Origin of the sequence: Amycolatopsis sp. MJM2582 (assembly GCF_000754115.1) — a bacterium.
GTDB classification, from domain to species: Bacteria; Actinomycetota; Actinomycetes; order Mycobacteriales; family Pseudonocardiaceae; genus Amycolatopsis; species Amycolatopsis japonica.
Genome location: NZ_JPLW01000003.1, coordinates 1,040,133 through 1,059,056, shown reverse-complemented (window position 1 = coordinate 1,059,056; position 18,924 = coordinate 1,040,133). Strand labels below are relative to the sequence as shown.

Genomic DNA, 18,924 nt, shown 5'->3' with positions numbered 1-18,924 from the left:
CGATGTGGGGACGCATCGCACGTCCAGGGGTATTTCTAGCGCCTCTTCGTTGTTCGGTGTCACCGCGATTTCACCGAACAACAACGCCGAACAACGAATCGGCCGTGGTCACGGGCACGGAGGCTGGTAATCGAGCCCCGGCAGGTGTTGTTCCCACTCGCCCGCCGTGATCCGCGGGTACACCGTCGCGCAGATGCGTTCGGCCGCCCGCTCGGGGCTGGTCTCCCACAACCGCACGCTGCCGTCCGCGACCGAGCCCGCGAGGGTGTGCCCGTCGGGGGCGAACGCCACGGCGTTGACCCGGTCGACGTCGTCGGTCAGGTTCGCCGATTCGCGGACGGATCCCGGATCGGAGACGTCCCATAGTCGCACGGACCGGTCGTAGCTGCCGGTCGAGAAGGTCTTCCTGTCGCCGCTGAACGCGACCGAGATGACGTTGTCGGTGTGCCCCGCCAGCAGCGCAGCCTCCCGGGGTGCCGCCGGATCCGTCACGTCCCAGAGCCGGGCCGTGCGGTCGGCGCTTCCGGTGGCGGCGAGTTTCCCGTCCGGGCTGTAGGCCACCGAGAACACCGTGTCGGAGTGTCCTTTCAGTACCGAAAGCTGCTTCGGCGCCTTCGGCATCGAGACGTCCCACAGCCGAGCGGTGTGATCCCAGCCCCCGCTGAGCAGGGTGCGGCCGTCCGGGCTGAACGCGAGCGAGTGGACGTCGTCCTCGTGCCCGGTGAGGGTCGCGAGTTCGACGGGCCGCCGGATGTCGGCCACGTCCCACAGCTTCATCGTGTGCCCGGAACCCGCGGTCGCGAGCGTCCGGCCGTCCGGGCTGAACGCGACGGGGTCGATCTCGTCCGCCGGGCGGTAGAAGACGCCCGCGTCGACCGGCTTGCGCGGATCGGTGACGTCGATCAGCCGCATCGTGTGGTCCCAGGAGCCGGCGGCGAGCGCCCGGCCGTCCGGACTGAACGCGAGCCCGCAGACACCCTGGCCGAAGCCGGTGATCTTGCTCAGCTCACGCGGGTTCCGCGTGTCGGACACGTCGACCAGGCGCACCACGCCGTCCTGGCTGCCGGTGGCCAGCAGCTCCCCGCCGGCGCTGAACACCGCCCGGCAGGCCGACCTCGCCGGGCCGCTGATCGCCGGCCCCGGCAGATCCCACATCCGCACCGTCTGGTCGTCGCTCGCGGTCACCAGTGTGCGGCCGTCCGGGGAGAACACCGCCCAGACCACGGCCGCGGTATGCCCGACGAGCGCCGGTTTCTCGCGCGGCTTCGCCGGATCGGTGATGTCCCACAGCCGCGCGGCGCGGTCGAAACCGGTCGTGGCCAGCGTCGTCCCGTCGGGACTGAACGCCACGGACCGCACGATGGACTTGTGCGCGGTCATCGTCCCCAGCGGTGACGGCGCCGTGGGGTCGGCGATGTTCCACAGGCGCGCGGTCTGGTCGATGCTCGCGGTGGCGAGCGTCCGTCCGTCCGGGCTGAACGCCGCGGAGTGGACGCCGGCGGTGTGCCCGTTCACCACTCCGAGCGGTTTGGCCTGGAGCGGATCGGCGACGTCCCACAGCCGCGCGGTCTTGTCGGCGCCGGTCGAGACGAGCGTCCGCCCGTCGGGGGCGTAGGCGAGCCCGTTGACGTTGCCGGTGTGCCCGGTGAGCGTGGCCGTCAGCACCGGTTTCGCGAGGTCGCGGACGTCGAACAGGCGCACCGTGCCCTCGCCGTCCGCGGTGGCGAGCACCGCCGCCTTCGGGCTGAACGCCACCGCGTTGACCCGGCCCGGATGCTCCCCGACCAGCACGCCCGGCCCGGGTTTCGCCGGATCGGCGACATTCCACACCCGCGCGGTCTTGTCCCAGCCCGCCGTCGCGACCGCGCCGCCGTCGGCGCTGAAGGACACCGAGTTGACGTTGCCGGTGTGCCCGGTCAGCGTGGCCAGCTCGCTCGGCCGGTGGGGATCCTTGATGTCCCACAGCTTGGCCGTCTGGTCCCAGCTGCCGGTCACCATCACCTGGCCGTCGCCGCGCAGGGCGGTCGCGTTGACGCGGTGGCCGTGCCCGCGGACGCGGGTCGAGTACGGCGACTCGAACATCCCGAGCACGCTGCCGCGGGTGTCGACGCTCGGATCGACGCGGTACGCCGCCAGCGCGAGCTGCGCGGCCAGCGCCGGATTCGTCGTCCGCATTTCGATGGCCTGCCCGGCGACCTTCTGTGCGAGCGCGCTGTTGCGCTGGGCGGTCGCGGTCTGCTCGGCGCGGACAGCGTAGACCATCGCGGCCGTCGCCAGCACCAGCAGGACGGCCAGGAGCGCGACCAGCTGGCGCAGCCGCCGGGTGCGGCGCCGCGCGACGGCCTGCTCGTGGTTCTCGATCGCCGCGCTCGCCTCCAGGAACCGGCGTTCACGCTGGGAAAGCGCGCTCTCGTGCTCCCCCGCCCAATCCCTGGCGATGGACAGCCGCGCGCCGCGGTAGAGCCAGCCTTCGTCGCGGCCGACCGATTCCCACGCTTCGGTCGCCTCGGTGAGCTGGCGGTGCACACGCAGGCCCTCGCGATCCTCGGCGAGCCATTCGCGCAGGCGCGGCCAGCCCCGGATCAGCGCCTCGTGCGCGATCTCGATGCCGTTGTCGTCGAGGGTGACCAGCCGCGAAGACGCCAGCCTGTCCAGCACGACGGCGACGTCCGGGTCGTCGGCGTCCACCTCGTCGCGGGTGATGCGGCGTTTGGTGTCCTCAGTGCCTTCGCCGAGCGCGGTCATCCGCAGGAAGATCTGGTTCGCCAGCCGCTGCTGATGTTCGCTCAGCGCGGTGAAGGTGTGCTCGGAGGTCTGGGCGACCGACCGTTCGATCCCGCCGGTGGACTCGTAGCCGGTGAGGGTGAGCGTGTTGCCGTGACGGCGGCGCCAGGTCTCCAGCAGGGCGTGCGAAAGCAGCGGCAGCACGCCGGGCTGCCCCGTCGCGTCGGCGACGAGCCGCGAGACCAGCGCGTTCTCGACGCGGTACCCGGCGTCGATCGCCGGCCGCGAGATGGCCTGACGCAGTTCCTCGGTGCTCATCGGGCCGACGAGGACCTGCGCGTCCTGCATGGCTTCGACCAGCTCGGGATGCCGCGCGCAGTGCGTGTAGAAGTCGGTGCGGATGCCGAGGACGACCCTCGTCCGGCTCTCCGGCTCGGTCGTCGCGGTGACCAGCGCCGACAGGAAGGCGGCCCGCTCGTCGGCGTCCTGGCAGAGCGTGAAGACCTCTTCGAACTGGTCGACGACCAGCACGACGTCGCCCTCGCGGTCGGCGACCAGCTGACGGGCGGCCAGGCCGAGGTTGCGCGGATGCTCGGTGAGTTCGGCGAGCAGCCCGCCCGGCGCGAGCCCGAGCGCGGCGCCGAACTGGACGGCGCACTCCTGCAGCGGCCGCGACCCCGGGGTCATCAGCATGGTCACGGAGGCCTCGGCGAGCGCGGGGAGCAGGCCCGCCCGGAGCAACGACGACTTACCGGAACCGGAGGCTCCCAGAACCGCCAAGAATCGTTGATCCGAAAGCCTCGCGACGAGTTTTCCGACAAGTCGTTCGCGACCGAAGAATCGGCTCGCGTCGTCCGGTCCGAATGCGGTCAGGCCGATATAAGGTGCCGATTCCCCATTCAGCGGGGCAACCGGTGAATCATGGACTCCGCCGCGCGTTCGCTCGGTCACGTCGTGCCATCGGGCCTCCCACTCCTCCTCGGGGCCGTCGCACGCCCGGACATAGGCCAACGTCACCGCCAAGCTGGGCATCTTCTTCCCGCCGGCGGCTTCGGAGAGGGTTCCCGCGGAGTAGTGGGCACGCCTGCCCAGCTCGCGGTACGTCGGGTTTCCGGCCTTCTCCCGCAAACGCCGGAGATCGGCGGCGAACTCCAGCAACGGATCGTCCCCGGGGTCCAAAGGTCGCTCCGGACGCGGCACCCTAAATCCTTTCTTTTCAGTGGTTTTCCCACCCTCGCATTCGGGGGCAACCGTACCGTGGAAACGGGGGGACTCCGCCGAGTACCGGGTACATCGAGGTGGTTAATTTCGATCGATCGACAGGCGCGGGAAGGGATCGGGGTCCCACCGCGTTGTACCGGGGCGTGACCTCTTTGCCTGACATCCCGCTGTCCGTGCTCGACCTCTCGCCCGTCGTGGCCGGAGGCGGTGTGGCGGATTCGCTGCGCAACACCCTCGACCTCGCCCGCCGGACCGAGGCCCTCGGCTATCACCGGTACTGGCTCGCCGAGCACCACAACATGCCCGGTATCGCGAGTTCGGCGACTGCCGTGATGATCGGCCAGGTCGCGGCCGCCACCGAACGTATCCGGGTCGGCTCCGGCGGGGTCATGCTGCCGAACCACGCGCCGCTGGTGGTGGCCGAGCAGTTCGGCACCCTGGAGGCGTTCCACCCCGGCCGGATCGACCTCGGCATCGGGCGCGCCCCGGGCACCGACCAGCGGACCGCGCTCGCGCTGCGCGGCCCCGGCGGGCTCAGCGCGGAGAACTTCCCGCAGCAGTTCGCGGAACTGCTGGCCTACTTCGAGCACTCCGACCAGCGCGCCGTCAACGCCGTGACCGCCGAGGGCAACAAGCCGCCGGTCTGGCTGCTCGGTTCGAGCGGATTCAGCGCGCGGATGGCGGGCGAACTGGGCCTGCCGTTCTCGTTCGCGCACCACTTCAGCGCCGAGAACACGCTGCCCGCCGTGGCGCTCTACCGCGACGCGTTCAAACCGTCGGACGTCCTCGACGAGCCGTACGTGATGCTCGGCGTCTCCGTGGTCGCCGCAGAAACCGACGAGCGCGCCCAGTACCTCGCCGCCCCGAGCGGCCTGACGTTCCTGAGCCTGCGCAAGGGCCGTCCCATCCCGCTGCCGACGCCGGAGGAGGCCGCGGCGTACCCGTACACCGACATCGAGCGCGTGTTCATCGAGGACCGGGCTTCGAGCAGCGTCATCGGTTCGCCAGAGACCGTCCACAAGGGACTGGAGACCTTGCTGGCGGATACGGGTGCCGACGAGCTGATGATCACGACGATGGTGCACGACCAGGCGGACCGGGTGCGGTCGTACGAGCTGGTCGCCGAACTGGCGCGCTGACGCCGGGCGGTCTCCTGCCCGCTGCGGCAATGTCATGAAAGGGCCGTTCAGGACGAAAGATGTCCTGAACGGCCCTTTCATGACACGTGACCGACCTGCTTCAGAGCCTGTAGAGGTCAGCCGTTCCGTGAAGGCCTCCTTGAGGGACCCTGGGTCCCTCAAGGAGGCCTTCACGGACAAGCGCACTCACCCACCCCGCGCCCCGAACGGACCAACGCCCCACCGAACACGAAAGAACCGACAAGATCCCCGCCCGCCTTTGTCAGAAAAAGACAAGAATTCACCGGTTACCAGGACGTGACGTCTTGATCACACCGAAGTTCTTGTCACCAGGCAGGCGCGTGATTAGCGTACCGACCAGTAGCAAACAGCACGGTAACACCCCGTTGATCCCATTCAACGATTCCGTTCCGCCATTCGGAGCAAAGGAATTGCGCAAGCTGGGGTGTATTCGCCGTGCCCGGAAAACGGGAGGGTCGGCGTGGGCGTCCGGACTGGCGCACCCTCATTCCCCGGCGCGGGTGCGATCCGGGAGACCGGAAGGCTCTATTCGCTCGGCCTCGACGTCGTCCGCCTGAGTTTCCGGCGGCCCTTCCAGGCACGCGAACTGATCCAGCAGTTCTGGTTCATCGCGAGTGTGTCGATCCTGCCGACGGCGCTGGTCGCGATCCCGTTCGGCGCGGTGATCGCGCTGCACATCGGGTCCCTGACCGCGCAGATCGGCGCGCAATCCTTCACCGGCGCCGCCAGTGTGCTGGCGATCATCCAGCAGGCCAGCCCGATCGTGACGGCGTTGCTGATCGCGGGTGCGGGCGGTTCGGCGATGTGCGCGGACCTCGGGTCCCGCACGATCCGCGAGGAGATCGACGCGATGGAGGTGCTCGGGGTCTCCCCCGTCCAGCGCCTGATCGTGCCGCGTGTGCTCGCCGCGATGGGGGTCGCCGCATTCCTCAACGGAATGGTCAGTGTGGTCGGCGTCCTCGGCGGTTATTTCTTCAACGTCATCATGCAGAACGGGACACCGGGTGCGTATCTGGCCAGTTTCTCCGCTCTCGCGCAGCTTCCGGACCTCTGGATCAGCGAGATCAAAGCGGTCATCTTCGGTTTCGTCGCGGCGATCGTCGCCTCTTATCGCGGGCTCAATCCGAAAGGCGGCCCGAAAGGCGTCGGTGACGCGGTGAACCAATCCGTGGTCATCACGTTCCTCCTCCTGTTCCTGTTGAACCTCGTGCTGACGACGCTTTACCTGCAGCTCGTCCCGGCGAAGGGCAGCTGATGGTCACGACGACACCCACCCGAACGGCGCGGGTCCGCGAAGCCGTCGACCGCCGGTTCGGGTTCCTGGACACGCTCGGCGACCAGATCCTCTTCTTCCTCAAGGCACTCGCCTGGGTTCCGCGCGCGGTGCGCCGCTATCTCCGGGAGATCACCCGCCTGCTGGCCGAGGTCAGTTTCGGCAGCGGCGCGCTCGCGGTCATCGGCGGCACGATCGGCGTGATGATCGGGATGACCGTGTTCACCGGCACGGTCGTCGGCCTCCAGGGGTATTCGGCGCTCAATCAGGTCGGGACGTCGGCGTTCGCCGGGTTCGTCTCCGCGTACTTCAACACCCGCGAGATCGCGCCGCTCGTGGCCGGGCTCGCCTTGTCGGCGACCGTCGGCTGCGGGTTCACCGCGCAGCTGGGCGCGATGCGCATCTCCGAGGAGATCGACGCGCTCGAAGTGATGGGCATCCCCAGCGTCCCGTACCTGGTGACCACCCGGATCATCGCGGGCTTCCTCGCGGTCATCCCGTTGTACGCCATCGGCCTGCTGACCTCGTACCTCGCGTCACGTCAGATCACCGTCTGGTTCTACGGCCAGTCCGCGGGCACCTACGACCACTACTTCCTGCTGTTCCTGCCGCCGGGCGACGTGCTCTGGTCGTTCGGCAAGGTGCTGGTGTTCAGTGTCGTGATCGTGCTCGCCCACTGCTACTACGGCTTCCGCGCGAGCGGCGGCCCGGCGGGCGTCGGGGTCGCGGTCGGCCGCGGCGTGCGGACCGCGATCGTGGCGGTCAGCGTGCTCGACTTCTTCCTCAGCCTCGCGATCTGGGGCGCGACCACGACGGTGCAGGTGGCCGGATGAGCCGGCGCGGGCTGCGCAAAGCCGGGGTCAGGACGGCCGGGGTGCTGTTCCTCGTGGTGATGTCCGCTCTCGTGCTGCTGTCGATCAAGATCTACCGGAAGGATTTCGTCGACTCCGTGCCGGTGACGCTGCAGGCGGACCGCGTCGGCAACCAGCTGCGCACCGGCGGGCAGGTCAAGGCCCGCGGCGTGGTGGTCGGTGAGATCCGCGACGTCCGCGCGACGCCGGGCGGCGCGGAGATCGACCTGGCCATGGAGCCCGGGAAGGTCTCCCAGCTGCCGAAGAACGTGTCCGCATTGCTCGTGCCGAAGACGCTGTTCGGCGAACGCTACGTGCAACTGTCCATTCCGGACGGATCGAAGGCGGAACCCTTGAGTTCGGGTGACGTCATCACCCAGGACCGTTCGGCCAACGCGATCGAACTGGAGCGCGTCTTCGACAACCTGTTGCCGCTGCTCAAGGCGGTGCAGCCGCAGAAGCTCGCGACCACGCTGACCACGGTCTCCACCGCGCTGGAAGGCCGCGGAGACCAGATCGGCGACACGCTCGCCACCGCGGCCGCGTATCTCAAGGAGTTCAACCCGAACCTCCCGGCGCTGAACGACAACATCCGCGACCTCGCCACGGTTTCGAAGCTGTACGGCGACATCGCACCGGACCTGCTCGACGCGCTGAGCGCCTCGGCCGTCACCCTCGACACGGTCAAGGAGAAGCGGGCCGAGCTGGCGTCGGTGTACCAGCAGGTGACGTCGTCGTCCCAGCAGGTCACGGCGTTCCTCGCCAACAACCGCGCCAACATCATCGCGCTCGCCGCCGACAGCCGCGCACCGCTGGAGGTCGCCGCGAAGTACTCACCCAGTTTCGCCTGCACGCTCGACGCGCTCGCCAAACTGAAACCGCAGATGGACAAGGTGCTGGGCGCCGGAACCGACGAACCCGGCCTGCACGCGGAGATCGTCGTGACCCAGCCTCGTGGCAAATACGTCCCGGGCAAGGACGATCCGGTCTACAACGCCTCCGGTGAGCCGCGCTGCTATCCGTCCAACGGCCTGATGGGCCAAGGGATCGCGGCGACCGGTGAGAAGACCGCCGCGCTGCCGGGCGCGCAGGGCGACCTCGGGCTGCCGAACTCGCCGCAGGAGCGGGAACTGATCTCCACCCTGGTCGCGCCGTCCATGGGTGTTCCGACGGCCGAGGTACCCGCCTGGGGCAGCGTGCTCGTCGGCCCGCTCTACCGCGGCACGGAGGTGACCCTGCGATGAGGAACTTCGTGAGCCCCCTGATCAAGGGGCTGATCTTCGTCGTCGTCACGACGCTGGCGACGGTGCTGCTGGCGGTGTCCATCACGAACACCGGCCTCGGCGACACCAAGAACTACAGCGCCAAATTCCTCGACGCGACCTCGCTGAACGTCGGCGACGACGTCCGGATCTCCGGGGTGCGGGTCGGCCAGATCGAGGCACTCGAGATCGCCGACCACAGCCTGGCCCGCGTCGAGTTCTCCCTCGACTCCCAGCGCAGGCTGCCCGCCGACGTCACCGCGGTGATCAAGTACCGCAACATGGTCGGCCAGCGCTACATCGCGCTCGAACGCGGCAAGGGCACGCGCGAACTCCTGGAGCCCGGCGCGGAGATCCCGCTGGAGCGCACGACACCCGCGCTGGATCTCACGGAACTGTTCAACGGCTTCAAACCGCTGTTCCAGGCCCTCTCGCCCAAGGACGTCAACCAGCTCTCCGGCGAAATCGTCCAGGTGCTGCAGGGTGAGGGCGGCACGGTGGAAAGCCTGCTGGCGCACACCGGTTCGCTGACCACCACGCTCGCCGGCCGCGACAAGGTGATCGGCGAGGTGATCACGAACCTGGACACGGTGCTGAAGAGCATCAACGGCAAGGGTGACGCGCTGTCCACTTTGGTCTCCACGCTGAAGGAGCTGGTGACCGGCCTCGCCGGTGACCGCACCGAGATCGGGGAAGCCGTCTCGGGTCTCGCGGAACTCACCACGGCCACGGCCGGTCTGCTCGAGCAGGGCAGGAAACCGCTCAAGGACAGCATCGAAGGCCTCGGCCTGCTCTCCGGTCAGCTGACGACCGACGAGGCGAAGGCCGAGGTAGACAACTTCCTCACCGTCCTCCCGGGGAAGCTGAACGAACTGGGGCGGATCAGCTCCTACGGATCGTGGATGAACTTCTACCTGTGCTCGGCCGTCCTCAAGGTCACGCCTCCCCGCGGGATCCCGGCGACGGCGGAGAGGTGCACGTCGTGAAACCCTTCAAGGAACGGAACCCGATCGTCGTCGGTCTCGTCGGCAGTGCCGTGGCGGCGGCGGTGCTGACCGCGACGCTCAACTACGAGAACCTCCCGATCATCGGCTCCGGAACCACCTACCAGGCCGAATTCTCCGAAGCGGCGGGCCTGCAGCAGGACGACGAGGTCCGCATCGCCGGGATCAAGGTCGGCGAGGTGAGCGACGTCCGGCTCGCCGAAGACCACGTGGTGGTCAGCTTCCGGGTCAAGGACGCCTGGGTCGGCGACAAGACCGCCGCCGAGATCAAGATCAAGACCTTGCTGGGCCGGAAGTTCCTCGCGCTGCGCCCGACCGGCGAGACGGTGCAGAACCCGAAGCAGATCATCCCGCGCACCAGGACCGTGACGCCCTACGACGTCACCGAGGCCTTCAACGGGCTGGCCGACACCGCGGGCGCGATCGACACCGATCAGCTCGCGGAGAGCTTCACGACGCTGTCCGACACGTTCAAGAACTCGCCCGAGCACATCAAGAAGGCGCTCGAAGGGCTGACGTCGCTGTCGAAGACCGTGTCCTCCAGGGACAGCGAGCTCGCCAGCCTGCTGTCCAACGCGCACGGCCTCACCACCACGCTCGCGAATTCGAACGACGACTTCGCCAAGCTCCTTTCGAACGGCAATCTCCTGCTGACCGAACTGGACCGCCGGCGGCAGGCGATCCACGACCTGCTGACCGGCTCGCAGCAGCTCGCCGCCCAGCTTTCGGGACTGGTGAAGGACAACAAGGACCAGCTCGGCGGAGCGCTCAGACAGCTCGGAGAGGTGACCGACATCCTGCAGCGGCAGAACGACAATCTCGCCAAGAGCCTCGACCTCGCCGCGCCGTACTTCCGCGTGGTGAACAACTCGCTCGGCAACGGGCGCTGGGTGGACGGCTACCTGTGCGGCCTCGTCCCGGAGAACCGGGACCCCTGCACCCCGAAGATCCCGGGAGGCCGCCGGTGATCAGCAGATTCGTCACCCTCGCGCTCGTGCTCGCGCTGGCCGTCGTCGGCGGGCTCTGGTGGATCTTCTCCGGCAGCGGGCTCGACCGCGTCACCGTGTACTTCTCGCGCGCGGTCGGTGTCTACAGTGGATCGGACGTGCGCGTGCTCGGCGTCCGGGTCGGCCAGGTGGAATCGGTCGCCCCGGAAGGAGAGCGGGTCAAGGTCGTGCTGACCGTCGACGGCTCGACACCGATCGCCGCCGACACGAACGTCCTGGTCGTGGCGCCGAGCGTGGTGGCGGACCGGTACGTCCAGTTCACCAAGCTCACCCGCGCGGGAAACCGGCTGGACGACGGCGCGGTGATCCCGGTCGAGCGCACCGGCACCCCGGTGGAACTCGACCAGCTCTACTCCAGCCTCGACACGCTCGCCAAGGCGCTCGGACCCAAGGGGGCGAACGCCGACGGCGCGCTTTCGGATCTGCTGCGCACCGGCGCGAAGAACCTGCAGGGCAACGGCAAACCGTTCAACGAGTCGGTGCGCAACTTCGCCGACCTCGCCAGGACCCTGTCCGGGAACTCGCAGAACCTGTTCGCCACCGTCGACGAGCTGCAGCGGTTCACCTCGATGCTGGCGACCAACGACCGCAACGTCAGCGAGGTCAACAAGCAGCTCGCCTCGGTGACCGGGACACTGGCCGCGAACAAGGACGAACTCGCCCGCGCGCTCAACGGCCTCGGTAGTGCGCTCGCGGAGATCCAGCAGTTCATCAAGGAGAACCGCGCGCTGATCAAGTCCAATGTGGACAAGCTCGCGGTGACGACCGGGACGCTGGTCGACAAACGCGCCGCGCTGGCCGAGACCCTCGACACGATCCCGCTGGCGGTGACGAACGTGCTCGAAGCCGTCGACCCGAAGACCGGCAAACTGCAGAGCCGCGGCAACATGCTCGAATACGCCCCGCTCCCGCTGCCCGTCGCCGGCGACACCTACACCGGGGGGCGCTGATGGCCACGAAACGGGCGATCGCCGCGCTCGCCGCGTGCTGCGTCGCGCTCACCTCCTGCTCGTCGGATTTCAAGGGCGTCTACGACCTGCCGCTGCCCGGCGGCGCGGACATCGGCGACCATCCGTACCGGGTGACCGTGCAGTTCGCCGACGTGCTCGACCTGGTCCCGCAGGCCGCGGTGAAGGTCGGCGACGTCCCGGTCGGCCGGGTCGAGACGATCCGGCTCGGCGAGGACGGCTGGACGGCCGAGACCGTCTTGGCGGTCAACGGCGACGTCCACCTGCCCGCCAACGCCATCGCGCGGCTGCGGCAGTCCAGCCTGCTCGGCGAGAAGTTCATCGAACTCGCCCCGAGCGCGGCGAAGGCCGAGGGCAGGCTGGGCCACGGCGCGGTGATCCCCGTCTCGAGCACGAACCGCAACCCGGAGTTCGAGGAGATCTTCGGCGCGCTGTCCCTGCTGCTCAACGGCGGCGGGATCGGCCAGCTGCAGACCATCAACCGCGAGCTGTCGAAGGTGATGGACGGCAACGAGGAGGAGATCCGCTCGTTCCTGTCCACTGTGGAGAAACTGGTGTCCAACCTGGACTCCCACCGCTCCGAGATCACCTCGGCGCTCGACGGTCTCAACCAGCTCTCGGCCACGCTGGCGAACCGGAAGAAGCAGGTCGAAGGCGCGCTCACCGATCTCACGCCCGGCCTCCAGAGCCTCTCCGATCAGCGCACCCAGCTCGTCTCGATGCTGCAGTCGCTGGACCGGCTCTCCGGGGTCGGCGTCGACGTGATCAAGAAGAGCCGCGCCGACCTCGTCGCGGACCTCACCGCGCTCGCACCGATCCTGAAACGGCTGGCCGATGCCGGCGAGAGCCTGCCCAAGTCGCTGGAGATCCTGCCGACGTTCCCGTTCACCGACGCCGTCCGCGACGGGATCAAGGGCGACTACCTGAACGTCTACGCCACGATGATCCCCGCGCCGGGCGTCGAACTCCCTCCCCCTGGCGAAGGGGTCCCGCCGGGGCTCCCGACCCTGCCGCTGCCGTCCTCCGGAGGTAGCTGATGCTCACCACCCGTGTCCGGATCCAGGTGATCGCGTTCGTGATCCTCGCCCTGGCGACGACGGCGTTCGTCGGGGCGAACTACGCGGGGCTCGGCAGGCTCTTCGGGGCGAGCGGGTACACCGTGAAGCTCGCGCTGACCGACGGCGGGGGCCTGTTCACCAACGGCGAGGTGACCTACCGGGGCGTCGCCGTCGGCCGGGTCGGCGAACTGCGGCTCACCGACGGCGGGATGGAGGCGGATCTGCTGATCGACGACGGCGCGCCCCCGATCCCCGCGAACTCGCGGGCGGTCGTGGCGAACCGGTCCGCGGTCGGCGAGCAGTTCGTCGACCTGCAACCCCGGACCGGCGACGGGCCGTTCCTCGCCGAGGGTTCGGTCATCCCGCGCGAGGCGACGACCGTTCCGCTGCCGGTACAGAATCTGCTGACCGATCTGGACTCGCTGACCGCTTCGGTGCCGACCGAGGACCTGCGGACCGTGGTCGACGAACTCGACAACGCCCTGCGCGGTTCCGGCGCGAATCTGCAGGTGCTGCTGGACTCCACCACCGACTTCACCAAACAGGCGTCGGATCACCTGCCGCAGACGGAGAAGCTGATCACCGACGGCTCGACCGTGCTGAAGACCCAGGTCGACTCGTCGCAGGCCTGGCGGCAGTTCAGCGGCAACGCCAAGCAGTTCGCCGAGCAGCTGTCCCGTTCGGACGGTGACCTGCGGCGGCTGATCGCGACGGCACCCGACGCGGCGACACAGCTTTCCGGTCTGCTGCGGGACAACGAGCCGGGGCTGCCGATCCTGCTGGCGAACCTGCTCACGACGTCGCACGTGTTCTCGGCGCGCACCGACGGCCTCCGGCAGCTGCTGATCAACACCCCGAAGGCGGTGTCCGCGGTGGACGCGGCCGTCGACGAGGAGTCCGGGAAGATCGGACTGGTCCTGACCTTCTTCGATCCGATGCCGTGCACCAAGGGCTACGAGGGCACGAAGGTCCGGAACAGCGCGGAGCTCTCGGCCCTGCCGTTCAACACGAGTGCCGCGTGCACGCTCGACAGGGGCGACGCGAGTTCGGTCCGCGGCTCGCAGAACGCGCCGAAGGGCGGCGTCCCGCCCGCCGCGATCCCCGGCGGCTTCGGCGCCGACGGCCAGCCGACGTCCACCAGCCTCGAGGAGATGTTGTGGCTGCGAAACTGAAGATCGCGATCGCGGTGTTCGCCGCGGCCTGCGCGTTCGCGGGATGGGCCGGGTACACCTGGTTCACCGCGACGGCTTCCGAGGCCGTGTCCTACGGCAACTCCCGCGACGAAGCGCTGAAATCCGGACGCGAACTCGTCGCCCGGCTGACCAGCCTCGATCATCACCGGGTCGACCAGGGCATCGCCGACTGGCTCGCGGCGTCGACCGGCCCGCTGCGCGATCAGCTGGGCAAGACCGACGACGCGACCAGGCAGGCGCTCACCAAGGACGCGACGGTCTCGACGGGCAAGGTGCTCGACGCGGCGATCAGCGAACTCGACGACCACGCGGGAACGGCCAAGATGCTGGCATCGGTGGAGATCACGATGGCGAAGGAAGGCGCGGCGCCGACGACGAAACGCAACCGCTTCGCCGCCGGACTGACCAGGACGGCCGAGGGCTGGAAGCTCAGCGCGCTCGACCAGCTGCCGGTGGGTGCGCGATGACCGCCACGACCGACACCGACACCGATGTCACTGCGGAGACCGAGCCCGAGACCACGGCCGAAGAGACCACCGAAGAGGCCGCCCGGAAGCCGTCCCGCCGGCCGGACCTGCCACTGATCCTGCTGGTCGCGGCGGCCGTGCTGGTGGCGGCCGGGGTGTGGTTCACGCTGGAGGCGAGGTCGATCTCGGCGGCGCCGTCGGCGGCCAACACCGCGCTCACCGACGTCGGCGCGACGGCCGAGGTGAACTCCGCGGTGACGGTGGCGCTCGACAAGATCTTCTCCTATTCCTACGACCGGACCGACGTCACCGAAAAGGCGGCTGCCGCGGTTCTCAGAGGAAAGGCGCTGGAGTCCTATAACCGGCTGTTCGCCCAAGTCCGGGAAAAGGCTCCGGCACAGAAACTGGTCCTCACCACGCGGGTCTCCTCATCCGCCGTCCAGGAACTCGGCGGCGGTAAAGCGAGGCTGCTGGTATTCCTCGATCAAGCGGCCGTCCGGGCCGACAACAATTCTTCGACGGCGGCCGCGGCACAGCTTTCGATCACCGCGGAACGCGAAGGCGACAATTGGGTCATCACCGACCTCATCCCCAGGTGATCCGCTTTGTAAACCAGGAGAGAAAACGAGGAGAATCCCATGTTCGGTCGAACGCGCCCTAAAACAGCCCGTCGCCGTCTCGGCACGGTCGTCGCGCTCACGTCCGCGCTCGCCATGGCGGGCAGCCTCGCCGCGACCCCCGCGCTGGCGGACGACCCGGTGGAGATCCCGGTCTCCTACACCGTCACCGGGAAGACCACGGTCAAGAAGACCGGCGGCACCCTCGACCTCGGCCCCGGTCAGCTCAACGGCGCACTGGTCATCGACGGTGACAACGTCGGCATCCGCGGCGATCTGGCCCTGCCGCCGTCGACGGCGAACATCTCGCTGGTCTCGGGGGTCTTCAAGATCAAGGCCCGCGTGCGGATCGAGCCGACCGGCCCGGTCACCGGCACGCTGGCCAACGGCGACCTGACCACCCACTCGCAGGCGAACATGCTGATCGACAACATCGTGGTCGGCCTGTTCTGGCCGGTCATCCCGCTGCCGACGGTGCCGAACGCCTGCAAGACGGTCAAGCCGCTCGACCTGACCCTGATCTCGAAGAACGTCGACCTGTTCGCGGAGACGATCCCGTCCTCGGGCACCTTCACCATCCCCGAGTTCAAGGACTGCTTCATCAACGACCTCGCGCTGGGGGCGTTGATCTCCGGTCCTGACAACACGATCAACCTGAGCATGAAGTCGAACCTGTCCTGACGCTCAAGTCCGTGAAGGCCTCCTTGAGGGACCCTGGGTCTCTCAAGGAGGCCTTCACGGAACGTCAGCAGAAGTACGGCGCCGTGGGGTCGACCAGCGCGACGCCGGTGCTGTCACCGGCGGAAACGGCGTAGACCGGAGCGCACACGCCGGAGAACTTCCAGAAGTCCGTCGGCGGTTCCGTGCTGGTGTCACGGCTTTCGGACTTCACGTTGCTGCCCCAGGCGAAGACACTCCCGTCGGCCTTCAGCGCGACGTTGTGGTTGAAGCCCGCGTCGATGGCGATCACGCCGGACTGCGCTTCCGGCGGAACCGTGGCCTGGCCGTAGAAGTTGTCACCCCACGCGATCACGCCGCCGTTCTTCAGCGCGATGCTGTGCCGGAGCCCCGCCGAGACCGCGCTGACCCCGGAGGTCGCCGCCGCGGGCACCGTGATCTGGCCCTTTCCGTTGCTGCCCCACCCGATCACGCCGCCGTTCTTCAGCGCGAGCCCGTGGTCGCCGCCCGCCGAGATCGCGGTGACCCCGGAGGACACGGACGCGGGGACCGTGGTCCGCGAGCCCCAGCTCACCACGCTGCCGTTCGTTTTGAGCGCCAGGTTGAAGTACGCGCTGGTGGAGATCGCCGTGACCCCCGAGGTCGCGGACGACGGTACGACGTTCTGGCCGTAGAAACCGTTGCCCCAGGCGATGACCCCGCCGTTCTTCAGCGCGAGTTCGTGCGCCCAGCCGGCGGCGATCGCCGAGACGCCGGACGTGGCCGCCGCCGGAACCGACAACTGGCCGTAACTGTCGTTCCCCCAGGCGATCACCCCGCCGTCCTTGAGCGCGAGATGGGTGATCGCGCCGGCGGAGACCGCACTGGCGCCGAGCGCGGCGGCCGGTATGGTCCCCTGCCCGTAGTCGTTGCTCCCCCATGGCCGCGCTTCGCCGGTCTGCGCGGCGCTCGCCGTACCGCAAAGGGAAACCGTTGCGATCATTACGGTAATCGCGACGCCCGCTACCCGTCGTGATGCCGATCGTCGATTCTCGGAAGACATGCGCCGAATGTTAACCCGGCTGCACCGATCGGCCGCCTCTTTGTCATCCACGGACAAACTTCATAATCGCATTCAGCGCCCGCTGACAAGAAAGAACGGGCGTCTCACCCACTTCGAAACATGTCGACATGAATCCTTGTTACGTACATAACTCGCGGGTAACCTCGGTTTACCCCACCACCGAGAAAGCCGCTCGAGTCGAGCATATTTGATCAGAAAAATCCGCCGAAAGGCGCATGGGGAAAGCCGCCCGAGACGTAAACTGGATCAAAGGAGATGACAGGTATGTCCCGTAGACTTGGCAAGCTGTCGGCAGGCGTCGCCACCACCGGCATCGTGCTCGGCGCCGTCGCCGTGCTCACCGCCGGCACGGCCGCCGCCGCGACCACCTACGCCACCGGCACCGTCGCCTACATGTGCAACTTCCCCGGCATCGGCCAGCAGCAGCTGGACGTGAAGGCGAACTTCGTCGGGCCGGACTCGGTCGCCTCCGGCGGCACCGCCACTCCGTCGAGTGTCGGCGGCACCGCGACGATCAACGCGACCATCAACGCGCTGCTCAACGCCGCCAACTACGACGGTGTCCGCGGCAAGGCCAACATGCCGATCACCGCCACCAACGCCACCCCGACGTCGGCGACGGTGACCAACCTGGACGTTCCGACCCAGATCAACCCGTACGTGCCCGGCCCCCGGTCGTTCAACATCGTCCAGGACGCCGGCACCGGTGTTCCGACGCTGACCGCGGGCGCTCCCGGCTCGGGCGTGATCTCCCTCGGCACCACGATCAACGCTCCGCTGGACTTCCACAAGAAGGACGGCACCTGGACGGCGTGGAACTTCAACTGCACCGTCAAGAACACCAACCCGGCGCAGAACCGCGCGTTCAGCCCGGCGATCCCGATCACCTGATGAACCACCCGTGCGGGGCGGGGACGCCCGCCCCGCACGGTCTCCATCCGCGCGAGGCACGAGAGGAACACCCATGACGCAGCAGGTTCGCCGGGCACTCGGGAGGTTTCCCGTTCTGGCGGGCGTCATCCTGCTCGTGGGGGTGAGCGGGGCACTGTCCTCTTCGGCCGCGACCGATCCGGACACGCCACCGCCGGCGCCGTCGCAGGGCACCACGTCCGCGCACCAGAGCCTCGCGAACACCTGCGTCTTCCCGGATCCCGCCGGGGAACGGCCGGTCACCATGGACGTCCAGGCGACGCTGCCGAAAGTCGTCCCGACCGGGAAACCCGTTCAGATCAAGGACTTCTCGCTGACCTTCACGATCGGCGAGGGCTCGCTCGGAACCGTCGCCGAGGTCACGGGTGGCGCGACCGTCGAACTCACGGCCGCGAACGGGGACAAGAAGACCCCGATCCCGGTGTCCGTGACGATCCCGGCGACGAAGGTCCCCGCCACCGGCGAACTGAAGCTGGTCGCGACGGGCACCGTCCCCGACATCCTGCTGAAGGTGCCGTCCGAACTGCGGCTGAGCACGGGCGCGCCGTCGCTCGCGCTGACCGCAGCGGAAACGCCGCTCAAACCGATCACCTGCACCCAGAAGCCGGACCAGAACACGCTTCTCGGCAGTGTCGCGCTCCTGCCGCTCGGAAAACCCAAGCCGCAGTCCGGCAAACCCGGCGAGCAGAAGAAACCCGGTACCGACGCGCGGGCCGCGGACGACGTCCACGCCGACGCCCTCTTCCCGATCGCGTTGCAGCCGTTCGAGCTTCAGGGCACGTCGTCCATCACGAAGCTCGGCGCCTTCGCCCGGCTGAAGCCCGCGTTCATGGTCAACGCGGTGTGGCACGTCGATCTGGAGAACACCGAAGGGCCCGGCAAGATCACCGGCTCCGTCATCATGCCGCCGAGCAAGATGAGCTTCCTCGGCTTCGGCTTCGTTCCGATCACCGCGACCATGGAGCTGCTGCCGGAGGACTACGCGACCGGCAATCACATCATCGACGTCGACGGCGTTTCGATCCCGGAGCCGGAGGGCAGCTCGACCGTCCTCACCCCGCTCAAGGTCTACGGGAAACTGAGCGGGGTCACCATCAACGGGGTCGCCCTCGACGTCGGCGACCACTGCCTCACCGCCGAGCCGATCAAGATCAATCTTCGCGGGGAGAAGTACGGGATGTTCACCGGCGGCGTGGTGCGCACCGATCCGAAGTGGACGGATCCCGCCTATCGGGACTTCACGCTGCCCCCGTTCTCGGGCTGCGGCGCGAAGGAGGATCTCGACTCGCTGCTGACCGGGATGGCTTCGGGGCCGGGGAACCAGGCCTGCGTCGGGGTCAACCAGGTCGGGTTGCCTTGGGACCCCGAGCGCAAGTGCCCGAACGTCGAGCCGCCGGCGGGCCGCTGACGAGTGTCATGAAAGGGCCGTTCAGGACGTTTTTCGTCCT

At 68.4% G+C, this 18,924-nt stretch carries 16 protein-coding genes; 14 read left to right on the top strand and 2 right to left on the bottom strand.

Going from position 1 to position 18,924, the window contains the following annotated elements; all coding sequences use genetic code 11:
• Positions 1 to 108 precede the first annotated feature (108 nt).
• Positions 109 to 3,903, bottom strand: a complete 3,795-nt coding sequence (locus ED92_RS23765; protein ID WP_037342118.1) for a WD-40 repeat protein — start codon at positions 3,901 to 3,903, stop codon at positions 109 to 111.
• A gap of 185 nt (positions 3,904 to 4,088) precedes the next feature.
• On the opposite strand from ED92_RS23765, the gene ED92_RS23760 reads away from it, so the two are divergent.
• From ED92_RS23760 to ED92_RS23705, 12 genes are all read left to right on the top strand, one after another.
• Complete coding sequence (locus ED92_RS23760) at positions 4,089 to 5,084, top strand: LLM class flavin-dependent oxidoreductase (RefSeq protein WP_172843578.1); 996 nt, start codon at positions 4,089 to 4,091, stop codon at positions 5,082 to 5,084.
• 481 nt (positions 5,085 to 5,565) lie between these two features.
• The gene (locus tag ED92_RS23755; protein WP_037342604.1) at positions 5,566 to 6,360 is read left to right on the top strand and encodes an ABC transporter permease; all 795 of its coding nucleotides are present in this window, start codon (positions 5,566 to 5,568) and stop codon (positions 6,358 to 6,360) included.
• On the top strand, positions 6,360 to 7,211 hold the full coding sequence (locus tag ED92_RS23750; protein ID WP_037342116.1) for an ABC transporter permease: 852 nt from the start codon (positions 6,360 to 6,362) through the stop codon (positions 7,209 to 7,211). The genes ED92_RS23755 and ED92_RS23750 overlap by 1 nt, the downstream gene beginning before the upstream one ends.
• A complete protein-coding gene (locus ED92_RS23745; protein WP_037342115.1) occupies positions 7,208 to 8,473 on the top strand; it encodes an MCE family protein in 1,266 nt (421 codons plus the stop codon). The genes ED92_RS23750 and ED92_RS23745 overlap by 4 nt, the downstream gene beginning before the upstream one ends.
• Entirely contained in the window at positions 8,470 to 9,477 is a 1,008-nt protein-coding gene (locus ED92_RS23740; protein ID WP_037342114.1) for an MCE family protein, read from the top strand. The genes ED92_RS23745 and ED92_RS23740 overlap by 4 nt, the downstream gene beginning before the upstream one ends.
• The gene (locus ED92_RS23735; RefSeq protein ID WP_037342601.1) at positions 9,474 to 10,463 is read left to right on the top strand and encodes an MCE family protein; all 990 of its coding nucleotides are present in this window, start codon (positions 9,474 to 9,476) and stop codon (positions 10,461 to 10,463) included. The genes ED92_RS23740 and ED92_RS23735 overlap by 4 nt, the downstream gene beginning before the upstream one ends.
• Positions 10,460 to 11,452, top strand: coding sequence for an MCE family protein (locus ED92_RS23730; protein ID WP_037342113.1), 993 nt, complete (start codon positions 10,460 to 10,462; stop codon positions 11,450 to 11,452). Before ED92_RS23735 ends, ED92_RS23730 begins: the two co-directional genes overlap by 4 nt.
• Positions 11,452 to 12,507, top strand: a complete 1,056-nt coding sequence (locus ED92_RS23725) for an MCE family protein (protein WP_037342112.1) — start codon at positions 11,452 to 11,454, stop codon at positions 12,505 to 12,507. Before ED92_RS23730 ends, ED92_RS23725 begins: the two co-directional genes overlap by 1 nt.
• A complete protein-coding gene (locus ED92_RS23720) occupies positions 12,507 to 13,700 on the top strand; it encodes an MCE family protein (protein WP_037342111.1) in 1,194 nt (397 codons plus the stop codon). Before ED92_RS23725 ends, ED92_RS23720 begins: the two co-directional genes overlap by 1 nt.
• On the top strand, positions 13,685 to 14,188 hold the full coding sequence (locus ED92_RS23715) for a hypothetical protein (RefSeq protein ID WP_037342110.1): 504 nt from the start codon (positions 13,685 to 13,687) through the stop codon (positions 14,186 to 14,188). The genes ED92_RS23720 and ED92_RS23715 overlap by 16 nt, the downstream gene beginning before the upstream one ends.
• Entirely contained in the window at positions 14,185 to 14,787 is a 603-nt protein-coding gene (locus ED92_RS23710) for a hypothetical protein (protein WP_037342109.1), read from the top strand. Before ED92_RS23715 ends, ED92_RS23710 begins: the two co-directional genes overlap by 4 nt.
• Positions 14,788 to 14,826: 39 nt before the next feature.
• Entirely contained in the window at positions 14,827 to 15,486 is a 660-nt protein-coding gene (locus ED92_RS23705; protein WP_037342108.1) for a hypothetical protein, read from the top strand.
• 64 nt (positions 15,487 to 15,550) lie between these two features.
• On the opposite strand, the gene ED92_RS23700 is transcribed toward ED92_RS23705, so the two are convergent.
• Positions 15,551 to 16,465, bottom strand: coding sequence for a hypothetical protein (locus ED92_RS23700; protein ID WP_037342106.1), 915 nt, complete (start codon positions 16,463 to 16,465; stop codon positions 15,551 to 15,553).
• A 345-nt stretch (positions 16,466 to 16,810) separates the two neighbouring features.
• On the opposite strand from ED92_RS23700, the gene ED92_RS23695 reads away from it, so the two are divergent.
• On the top strand, positions 16,811 to 17,437 hold the full coding sequence (locus ED92_RS23695) for a DUF6801 domain-containing protein (protein WP_037342104.1): 627 nt from the start codon (positions 16,811 to 16,813) through the stop codon (positions 17,435 to 17,437).
• Positions 17,438 to 17,510: 73 nt separating this feature from the next.
• On the top strand, positions 17,511 to 18,884 hold the full coding sequence (locus ED92_RS23690; RefSeq protein ID WP_037342102.1) for a DUF6801 domain-containing protein: 1,374 nt from the start codon (positions 17,511 to 17,513) through the stop codon (positions 18,882 to 18,884).
• The last annotated feature ends 40 nt before the right edge of the window (positions 18,885 to 18,924 follow it).